Here is a 9,543-nt window from a genome sequence, read left to right on the forward strand (position 1 = left end):
TCAATCATGAAGCTAAAATATTTTACACTGATGCTTGCCGCATCGGTATTGGCAGGGTGCTCGAACTTCGATACGATTAATACCGACCCGTCAAAATCAAGCGAAACCCAGCCCGAATTCCTTCTGGGAAATGCGCAAAAACGTGCTGCGGACCTGCTGTACGGCACCTACTACAATGGCCGCATCGGCATGGAGCTCGGGCAGTACTGGATGGGGACCGACAAAACATCGGACGGCCGCTTTCTTTTCACCGACGAGGGCCTGTGGGGAAGCTTGTATTCCGGCCCGCTTATGGACCTCCAGGAGATCCGCAACTATTACGGCCGCCATCCGCAGGAGGTAAGCGCAAATATGATCGCGGTTTCTGAAGTAATGAAAACGTGGCTGTTCCATATCCTGACCGACGTATACGGTGACATCCCCTACTCGCAGGCGTTGCGTGGTGATGAAATCCCCCGCCCGGAATTCGATGAAGGCAGGAAAATATACCCGGCGCTTCTCGAAAACCTGAAAAACCAGATCGGGGTTTTGGGGAATGCCGGTTCCGGTGCGATCCGCGGTGATATTGTAGCGGGGGGCAATGCCCAGCAATGGATACGCATCGCCAATGCCCTCCGGATCCGTATTGCACTGCGCATGATGGACGCAATGCCGGCAGAAGCGGCCGCAGTACTGACTGAAGCCGCCCAGAATACCCTGACGGGAATTACCCAGGACGTTTTCTTCCCCTATAACCTGGCTGCGGCAACCAACCGGTTCCCCTATAATGATGTAGAGCGTCCGTTGGTTGAGTTTGCCGTCACTACTACCCTGGTCGACTATATGAAATCGGTAAGCGATCCGCGCCTTCCCATCTACGCGAGACCTGACGACACCAACGGCCAGTACGTGGGCAAACCTTATGGGAAGGAAGAGAACGACCCCATCATGATCCGGTTGTCAAAACCCGGCCTGAAGGCGTACGCAGGTGATGCAAAAGGATATATCATTACGTATTCGGAAATAGCCTTCGCCCTTGCCGAAGCCGCTGCCCGAGGCATCAGTGTTGGAGGTACCGCAGCTGACTGGTACGAAAAAGGCGTTACCGCTTCTATGAAACAATGGGGCGTTACCGACGAAAAGGTAATTGCAGCTTATCTCGAAAAAGTACCTTACAGTGAAACAGACTGGAAGAACGTAATCGGCACTCAGAAATGGCTTGCCCTTTACATGCAGGGCATACAGGCCTGGATGGAACGGCTTCGCCTCGATAACGCCAAACCGGGCGGCGGTATTTTGTTCATCGCGCCGGTCTCGGGCAGCCTCGACCCGGAAGTGAAGGATGTGCCCAAACGGCTTAAGTACCCGGCGGCTACCCGGTCCAATAACCCGGAAAACAGCAAAATAGCCGCCGACCGGATCGGTGGTGATTCGCAGGCCACACGAAACTGGTGGGACAAACAATGAAAAAAGCGAAAGGGTCCTGATGCAGGACCCTTTCGCTTTTTTATTTCAATTGCTGAAAAAAATTACTTCAGGTACACTTTCGTATCGCCATATAATTTTGTCCGAAGCTCATTGGCTTTATTCTCAAGATCCGGGTTCTCGGTATACTTGTAAGACAATTGCTTGGCGGCAGAGTCAGGGTGAACACCATAAACCCATTCGCTACCTTCTCTCACATCCTTCTGAACGGCTTTGTTGTACTTCTGATACTCACAGGACGACAATGCGGCGGTGCCCAATACAATTGCTGCTACGATCTTAATATTCATCTTTATAAAAGGTTTGAGCGGTGAGCTGTAAGGTATTAGCGTCTGTCTGGCAGCGGCTGGCCGGTGGCCTTGGCGCCTTTTAAGGCTAAACCCTCAAAGCTGAAGGCTCATAGCTATTTCTTGTTACTTAATGATCAATACTACCGGTTAAACGGACGGCACAAAAATAGGTTGCAAATACCTGACGACCAAAAGTTACAGATGCTTTTGGCAAAAATTTATAAGCTTTCTAATTCCGCCTTCACGAATCCCATTAAATCGGCAATGTACCCGGCAGAAAAATCAAACGGGACATGGGCCGCTTCATAAATCTCACCGATAGTAGCAGTGTAGCCGAGCTTAAGCGCATTGACGTAACCCGCCAACCCGCGTTCTTTGTTTTCGCGGTAATTTTTCCAGATAGCAATAGCTCCCAATTGGGCAATCCCGTACTCTATATAGTAAAACGGTACTTCGTAAATGTGAAGCTGCCGTTGCCAGCTAAATTTCCTGAAAGGTTCCAGTCCGTTCCAATCGGTCACGTTTTCGGAAAAGATGCCAAAAATTTTCTCCCATGCTTCCGCCCTCTGGGCTTCATTGTGCCCCGGGTTTTCATAGAGCCAATGCTGGAATTTATCGACGGTAGCCACCCATGGCAGCGTTTCAATAATGGATTCCAGGTGCTGCTTCTTGGCACGGACCAGGTCTTCCGCATTATCAAAAAACTCATCCCAATAGTCCATCGTGAGCAGCTCCATCGACATTGAAGCCAGCTCCGCAACTTCGGAAGGCGTATGTTTAAAACTGTTCAGCAGCAGATCCCGCGTAAGGAATGAATGTACTGCGTGACCGCCTTCGTGCAGCAGGGTGATCATATCTCTGAGATTCGAAGTCGCATTCATAAAGATGAACGGAACGCCTATTTCCGAGAGCGGGTAGTTATAACCACCGGGAGCCTTGCCTTTCCTGGATTCAAGATCAAGATGGTTCATGGCCTTCATCACGCTCAGGCAATACCCGAAATAAGGGTCAAGGCGGTTGAAGCAGCGGATCGTTTTGCTGAGCAGGTCCTCTCCGTCAGAGAAGGGCTTCAGCGGGGCACGGCCCTCCACATCAACTTTGGCGTCCCAGGGCCGGAGTACCGCTACGCCCAGCCTGCTCTTCCGCCCGGCGGCCATCGTATTGAGAATCGGAACCACCGATTCTGCCACAGACGCATGGAAATCAAAGCAATCCTGTGGAGTGTAGTCAAACCGTCCCATGCTGGCAAACATATAATCGCGGTAGTTGGCAAAACCGGCATTTCGGGCCACCTGGTCGCGGAGGCCAACCAGCTTGCCAAGCAAGGCATCAAGTGCCTGGTGATCCTGGTAGCGCCTTTCCGCAATCGCACGCCAGGCATTTTCCCTGATCACCCGATCCGTCGACTGCAGGCGGTCCCCGGCTTTCTGCAGGGTCATTTCCTCACCGTCGAGCACTACGGTCATAGCACCGGCAATGGCGCTGTACTTTCGCTCCTCGGATTGGGCTTCCGTTTGAATCGGGACGTTCTCCTCCCTGAAAATCTCGATGGCTTTTTTCATCCCGCGAACGGTGATCGCAAAGCCGTTGTCCGGCAGCTCCGTCAAAAAAGGGCTGGACGCCGCCTTCTTATCCAGCTCATTACCGAATACCGCCAGATGCGGCTGAATTTCAGTTATAAAAAACTCGAGCTTACCTATTAAATCTTTATCGGCAGTATCACAAGTCTGCCTGATATAACGCCACGCAAAATCCTCGGCGAGGTAGGATTCCAGCTCGCTTCGGTCAATGAACCATTGTCGCAGCTCCCCTGCATCACGAATTTCCCGGTTCAGGAGATCTTCGTAAAATGGCTTCAGATCTTCCCAGGATGAGAAACTAAAATCGTCCCCCAGAAACAATCGCTCGGGTCGCCCGGGTACTTCAATCAAATCTGTATGCATAAGCAAAATGAGGTATGAGGTATGAGGTATGAGGTATGAGGTGTGAGGTGTGAGGTGTGAGGTGCGGGGTGTTGGTACAGCTTTATTGTATTTCTGTGGACAATGCAAATTGCATCCCCTTCTCCTCTGCCTCCCGGTATATGGGCGCAGCCAGATGTCCCATTCCCGTAATGTCCGACATGCAGTCGGTAAGCAGCACCATATTGGGGATCAGTCCCGGTGCGTGCTTCAGTACCTGGCGGATACTTGTTCCCACACAATGCGACCTGGCTTCACCGGCAACCAGGATCCGGTCATATTCTGAAAGATAATCGATCAACTGACGGTTCAGCTGTGTATCTGGATCACCGCCCATAGGCACCTGCGCTTCAAATATTCCGAAATGCTCGGTAAACGGGTTTAACCCTTTAATCACTGTGAGATGATTGCGGCCGGTTGTACGGGCTCTGTCACTAAGAGCGGCTTCCAGAACTGGTTCGAGCGCGTTTCCGGCCGACCCGATCAGGCAATGCTCCGGCCAGATAAAATGTTCAAACTGCCCCTGTCGCTCAAGTGTTTCCAGGTAAGACAACACCCATTCTTCTTCCCATATCGGTTGCCAGACCCCGTTTTTTACCATTTCAAAAGAAATCGCCGTGAAAGGCAGCGGCATCTCTCCTTTGCCATTTCTCCAGAAACCGGGATGCGAAATGTCCAGCACCTGGTGGGTATCCAGCGTTACCACAATATCATGAACCCGGTTTCCCATTCGATCCAGCAGTGCCGCCAGCCGTAAAATATCCTGGTCGGCCCCGGGAACAAATAAGGCCCCGTCCGGATTACAAAAGTCAAATTGGGCATCAATCACCAGAAGTGCGGTACGAACGGACATCAGCAGCGGGTAAATGGGCAGAAGCCCCTGTAAAGATTATTTCTTAAAAAGGGAATCGACAAATTGCTCACGGTTGAACACCTGGAGATCATTCATCCCTTCACCGACACCGATATATTTGACCGGGATTTTAAACTCATCGGAAATACCGATCACGACGCCACCTTTGGCCGTGCCGTCCAGTTTGGTGATTGCCAGTGAAGTCACCTCTGTCGCTTTGGTAAATTCGCGCGCCTGTATGACGGCATTCTGGCCGGTGCTTCCGTCCAGAACAAGCAACACCTCATGCGGCGCTTCCGGCAGGAATTTCTGCACCACCCTTTTTATCTTGGTAAGCTCATTCATCAGGTTGACCTTCGTATGCAACCGTCCGGCGGTATCGATAATAATGACGTCCGCCCCGATTTCCACTCCTTTCTTGACGGCATCAAAGGCTACGGCCGAGGGGTCGGTATTCATCCCGTGTTCGATTACGGGCACATCCACACGTTTTCCCCAAAGCTTCAACTGGTCAACCGCAGCGGCCCTGAAGGTATCGGCTGCGCCCAGCACTACTTTCTTGCCATGCTGGTGAAACTGGTGTGCAAGCTTCCCGATGGTTGTGGTCTTTCCTACACCATTCACGCCCACAACCATAATCACATAGGGTTTGGGCAACTGTTCGGTTTCAAAACTATTGGAAATACTGACCGACCTGTTTTCGGTCAACAGCGCAGCCACTTCCTCCCGCAGCATCCGGTCGAGCTCACCGGTACTGGTATATTTGTCGCGGGCAACCCTTTTCTCAATCCGGTCAATAATTTTCACCGTCGTTTCAACACCTACGTCCGATGAGATCAGAATTTCCTCCAATTCATCGAGCACCTCCTCGTCTACGGTTGTTTTGCCGATAACTACACGCGACAACCTGCCAAAGATGCTTTCCTTGGATTTTTCCAGCCCTTTGTCCAGTGTTTCCTTTTTTTCCCTGGAGAAAAAATCAAATATACCCATGATTGTTTGGTAAGCCCTGTTATGAGCCAACAAGTTATCAACAAAAAAAGTCCCGGCAAAGGGACTTTCTTACAAATCAACTCACGAAAAGTCGTTGATCAGCCTTTCAGTGTATCTTGTACGGCGTCAAGAGCAACGATTTCCTCTTTGAACGTGTAAGAACCTGTTTTGGGCGATTTCACAGCGCGGATCACCTTAGCGTACGCTTTACCCCCTTCTTTCTTAAGGGTTGCAACTACCTTCTTTGCCATTGCGTTTTATTTTTTAAATTTCTGTGGAAGACTATTTTATTTCCTTGTGAACCGTCATTTTCCGCAAAATAGGATTGTATTTTTTCAATTCAATCCTGGCGGGAGTGTTCTTCCGGTTCTTGGTCGTAATGTAACGCGATGTTCCAGGCACACCTGAAGTCTTATGTTCAGTACATTCTAAGATTACCTGTACCCTGTTTCCTTTCTTAGCCATTGCCTTATATAAATGATTTTCAAATTTCGGACTGCAAAGATAAGTTCTTGTTTTGAATAAACTTACAATTTTTACAGTTATTTTGTTGATAAAGTCGTGACAATCCGAAACTTCTCTCAATTTCTGCCGCGCTGCCCGGGTATACTAACCCTGAACGGGCGTCGCTGAAACTGGATTCCATTTGTTTAAAGGCAACTCGTGGTATCGTTTCGCATTTTTTTAGTAGTTTCGTCGCATCTTTAGAACGCGCCTGCATTTCACCGGCGCGGATACTACAGACAGGATCATCGATTAACCATTACTCATTTTTAACAATGATTTTTTCTCCAAACTACAGACGCTTTTTGTCATTGGGCCTTATGATTGTTTCGGCTGCCGGATGGGTTGCCTGCTCCAGTAACGAAACAAAAGACGCTTATGACAAGTTTTATGGCAAAGGGCGCTCGGCGAGAGAAGCAGAAGCAGTGGTAGCGGACAGCATTAAGCGGGCCGAGCGGAAATCAGCCCGTGAAGCAGAGGCTGCAGCGGCTGTTCCGGCAGCAGCTCCCTCGGGTTCTGTATCCCTTACTCCTCCGGCGGAAGTAGCCGCACTGATGGAAAAGAACACCTGTTCGGTGTGCCACAAGGCCGGCGAAAGGCTGGTAGGCCCGCCTTGGGTAGAAGTTGCCAAGAAAAAATACTCCATTGATGAGATTGTTGCGCTTGTTCACGAACCTAAGCCTGAGCACTGGCCTGACTACCCGCCCATGGCGCCTCTGGCTTTTGTAACCAAAGAGGATATCACGGTAATCGGCACCTGGATCAACTCCCTCAACCAATAGGGAGCCGCCGCACCGGCGTACACCGGGCCCGAAATAAACAACCGTAAATAAGAGGAGCCGGCGATGATACTTATTGAGCCGGTAGTGATTTCGTCCTAAAAAAACGGTGATGAAATTTTGAGCGAATCCCCCTTAAAAAGTGCAAAATAAGCGTTTGTCCGACCAATGTTTGCCCGGGTTCGGAGGGCCTGACTTGAATGCCCTTCATTAATTCGTTCAAAATACTTGCTGTTTAGGATCGAAAGCTTACATTTGTATAAAAATTAAAAAAGCGAAATTTCGCCAACCGAAACAATGTCCGTATTTCTACAACTAAACCTACAGCAAGGCGCACGACTTAGAGTTGTGTGAGGGAGGGAGATATTGGTCAACATATAACTGCCCTTTCTCACGCTGTGTTGGAAAGGGCTTTTTTATCGGTCTAGTTATTGCGTAACCCATTCATATTTTCATAGTACCCATGAGCCAACGAGTGTATATCTTCGATACTACCCTGCGCGACGGTGAGCAAGTGCCAGGCTGTCAGCTTTCTACCGATGAAAAAATCGTAGTAGCTAAACAGCTCGAAAAGCTGGGAGTAGATGTGATCGAGGCAGGTTTTCCGGTATCCAGCCCTGGCGATTTCCGTTCAGTGGTCGAAATATCGAAAGCGGTATCCGAGCCTACCATTTGTGCCTTGTCAAGGGCAGTTGCCGCTGACATTGAAGCCGCAGGCGAAGCGCTCAAACACGCAAAGCGCGGCAGAATACACACCGGGATTGGTTCCTCGGATATTCATATCCAGCACAAGTTCAACACCACGCGGGAGAAGATTATCGAGCGCGCCATTGATGCTACCAAGCTCGCCAGGACACTGGTGGAAGACGTTGAATTTTACTGCGAGGACGCCGGCCGGGCTGATCTCCAATTTCTGGCACAGCTCGTTGAGGCAGTCATCGGCGCAGGCGCCACGGTGGTCAACATTCCCGATACAACGGGGTATTGTCTTCCGGATGAATATGCCTCAAAAATCCGGTACATTTTTGAGAACGTAAAAAACGTTCACAAAGCCACCATCTCAATCCATTGCCACAACGATCTCGGACTTGCAACTGCCAACTCACTGGCCGGTATCCAGGTAGGTGCGCGCCAGGTTGAGGTCACCGTTAACGGAATCGGAGAGCGCGCAGGCAACACTTCGCTGGAAGAGGTAGTTATGGCACTTAACATTCACCCTGAGCTGGGATTGCACACCGGTATAAATACGCAGCTGATTTATCCAACCAGCCAGTTGGTATCCAAAATGATGCGGATGCAGGTTCAGGCAAACAAAGCAATTGTCGGCAGAAATGCTTTTGCACACTCATCGGGCATTCACCAGGACGGGTTCCTGAAGCACTCGCAGAACTACGAAATTATGAATCCTCAGGATGTCGGCGTTGACAAGTCTGACATCGTGCTCACGGCAAGAAGCGGGCGACACGCGCTGAAGCACCGCCTCGAGCTACTGGGTTTTGTTTACGAAAAAAACATCCTCGATAACCTCTACCGGCAGTTTCTGGACATCGCCGACCACAAGAAAGAGGTCAATGACGGTGACTTGGTCGATCTGGCCAAATCGCTGGAACGCGCCTGATTATCGTGCTGCATTGCCGTTGCCGGCGACGGGAAAGCAGGCTACCTTGAATGCAACTTCTGTTGCGGATCCTGGTAGCCTGCTTTTTTATCAATTATGCTTTCCTACCCAACAGGTTATCCACCGCCCAGCTATTCGCTTCCCCGAACTGCAGAAGGACAATAAAAAAAGCTGCATGCAACAACTGTGAGGGAATGGCTCCCCAATTTTCAACCAGGCTGGTTCCAACAATCAGCAACACCATCAGCAAACCGCCGGCAAACGCCGCCGCCCGGGTAAAAAGCCCCAGCAATACCAGCAGTCCCACAATAAATTCTCCTAAAGCGATGAGATAGCCAAACGGTAAAACCAGAGCGACGGGAAGTATTGATTTCTCAAAACTCTCGGCTGTACTTTGGGCGAATGCGGCGAGCTTGGGAAGACGCACCAGGCCGTGTCCAAAAATAGTAGCTCCTATTGCAAGCCGGGCGATGAGGTAAGCAGATGATTTCATGGTTAACGGGTTTAAGACAAAATCTCTCCAAATTAACCGCGTGCCATTACATTTCCGAGTCGCACCGCAAAAAACCACTGCACCTTTTCTATTAACCACGAAGAGCACAGAGGTTACCCACAACCAAACGACCAAAGAGAAAAGCTTTGCGCTCTCGGTGCCCTTTGCGGTTAAGAGAAAACCACAGAGACCTCGAAGAGCACAGAGGTTACCCACAACCAAGCCACCAAAGAGAAAGCTTTGCGCTCTCGGTGCCCTCTGCGGTTAAGAGAAAACCACCGAGACCTCGGAGAGCACAGAGGTTACCCACAGCCAAGCCACCAAAGAGAAAAGCTTTGCGCTCTCGGTGCCCTTCTATGTTGAAAAGCAATTTTATAAGCTGATATTTCTGTTATTTTTATTTTTTAGCTGCATTCATCTCTGCTTGAAGGGCAATATCTTACCAGCCAGTTTTTTTTTCTGGTAGCAGATGTATTCTCTAAGCCTTTTTAATCAATCTTCTATCAGCGGTCTACTTTCTGGTAGCTGCTATGTACTTTTCATTTTAAAAAGGAGGGAGACGTAATCTTTGCGTAGCGGTCTTCCTTC

10 protein-coding genes are annotated in these 9,543 nt (G+C 49.9%); 3 read left to right on the plus strand and 7 right to left on the minus strand.

All coding sequences use genetic code 11. The features are described from left to right. Positions 1-6: 6 nt before the first annotated feature. A complete protein-coding gene (locus ABD852_RS06620) occupies positions 7-1,446 on the plus strand; it encodes a SusD/RagB family nutrient-binding outer membrane lipoprotein (protein WP_345027432.1) in 1,440 nt (479 codons plus the stop codon). Positions 1,447-1,508: 62 nt separating this feature from the next. Here the strand turns inward: ABD852_RS06620 and ABD852_RS06625 are convergent, their stop codons facing one another. The 6 genes from ABD852_RS06625 to rpmG all read right to left on the minus strand — a co-directional run bounded on the left by ABD852_RS06625 (position 1,509) and on the right by rpmG (position 6,026). Next, positions 1,509-1,754, minus strand: a complete 246-nt coding sequence (locus ABD852_RS06625; protein ID WP_345027433.1) for a hypothetical protein — start codon at positions 1,752-1,754, stop codon at positions 1,509-1,511. Between the two features lie 218 nt (positions 1,755-1,972). Beyond that, positions 1,973-3,697, minus strand: coding sequence for a M3 family oligoendopeptidase (locus tag ABD852_RS06630; protein WP_345027434.1), 1,725 nt, complete (start codon positions 3,695-3,697; stop codon positions 1,973-1,975). Positions 3,698-3,779: 82 nt separating this feature from the next. Continuing rightward, entirely contained in the window at positions 3,780-4,568 is a 789-nt protein-coding gene (locus ABD852_RS06635; RefSeq protein WP_345027436.1) for a cysteine hydrolase family protein, read from the minus strand. Between the two features lie 36 nt (positions 4,569-4,604). Then, complete coding sequence (gene ftsY / locus ABD852_RS06640; protein WP_345027437.1) at positions 4,605-5,561, minus strand: signal recognition particle-docking protein FtsY; 957 nt, start codon at positions 5,559-5,561, stop codon at positions 4,605-4,607. Positions 5,562-5,659: 98 nt separating this feature from the next. Further along, the gene (locus tag ABD852_RS06645; RefSeq protein WP_345027438.1) at positions 5,660-5,812 is read right to left on the minus strand and encodes a DUF4295 domain-containing protein; all 153 of its coding nucleotides are present in this window, start codon (positions 5,810-5,812) and stop codon (positions 5,660-5,662) included. Positions 5,813-5,843: 31 nt separating this feature from the next. Next, positions 5,844-6,026 carry a 50S ribosomal protein L33 gene (gene rpmG, locus ABD852_RS06650; RefSeq protein WP_345027439.1) on the minus strand — a complete coding sequence of 61 codons (183 nt, stop codon included), beginning with the start codon at positions 6,024-6,026 and terminating at the stop codon, positions 5,844-5,846. A gap of 344 nt (positions 6,027-6,370) precedes the next feature. Between rpmG and ABD852_RS06655 the strand changes: the two genes are divergently transcribed. Together ABD852_RS06655 and ABD852_RS06660 are read left to right on the plus strand one after the other, a co-directional pair. Next, positions 6,371-6,847: a c-type cytochrome gene (locus tag ABD852_RS06655; RefSeq protein WP_345027440.1), complete on the plus strand. Its 477-nt coding sequence runs from the start codon at positions 6,371-6,373 to the stop codon at positions 6,845-6,847. A gap of 460 nt (positions 6,848-7,307) precedes the next feature. Beyond that, on the plus strand, positions 7,308-8,462 hold the full coding sequence (locus ABD852_RS06660) for a 2-isopropylmalate synthase (RefSeq protein ID WP_345027441.1): 1,155 nt from the start codon (positions 7,308-7,310) through the stop codon (positions 8,460-8,462). Between the two features lie 94 nt (positions 8,463-8,556). Here ABD852_RS06660 and ABD852_RS06665 read toward each other — a convergent pair whose 3' ends face one another. Continuing rightward, positions 8,557-8,955, minus strand: coding sequence for a DoxX family membrane protein (locus tag ABD852_RS06665; protein WP_345027442.1), 399 nt, complete (start codon positions 8,953-8,955; stop codon positions 8,557-8,559). Between the last annotated feature and the right edge of the window lie 588 nt (positions 8,956-9,543).

The sequence above is a fragment of the Ravibacter arvi genome, from assembly GCF_039540405.1.
Classification (GTDB): Bacteria; Bacteroidota; Bacteroidia; order Cytophagales; family Spirosomataceae; genus Ravibacter; species Ravibacter arvi.